Source organism: Streptomyces sp. CHD11 (assembly GCF_018638295.1).
Lineage (GTDB): Bacteria > Actinomycetota > Actinomycetes > Streptomycetales > Streptomycetaceae > Streptomyces.
On record NZ_JABTTS010000123.1, the window covers coordinates 1 to 369 of the forward strand.

A 369-nucleotide genomic window follows, 5' to 3' on the forward strand; every position below is an offset into this window, starting at 1 on the left:
GTCTCCTCCCCGCGCGGGTCCCGCGGAGTCCCGGGCGGCCCGGCGAACGCCTGGGCGAGGTCCAGCCACCGCTCGGCGTCCGGCCCTTCGGCCCGCACGGCGAGGTCGTCGCGGTGGGCGCGGCGGGTGACGAGCAGGCAGAAGTCGAGCGCGGGGCCGGTGACCTTCTGGGGCGCGTCCTCTGGCCCGTACGTCCACAGGCCCTTCCCGTCCGGCGGCGTCAGCTCGATGCGGAACGGCTCCCCGGGCGGCGTCAGCCCGTTCATCGCGTACGCGAAGTCCCTGGTCCGCCAGCCGAGTCGGGCGATGTGGCGGAGCCGGGCGGTGGGCTCGCGGCGTACGCCGAGGGCGTCGGCCACGTCCTGGCCG

1 protein-coding gene is annotated in these 369 nt (G+C 77.2%); it reads right to left on the bottom strand.

Annotated features, from left to right (window positions below; translation table 11 throughout):
- On the bottom strand, positions 1 to 369 hold a 369-nt coding region (locus HTV45_RS33445), incomplete at both ends, for a maleylpyruvate isomerase family mycothiol-dependent enzyme (RefSeq protein ID WP_215209636.1).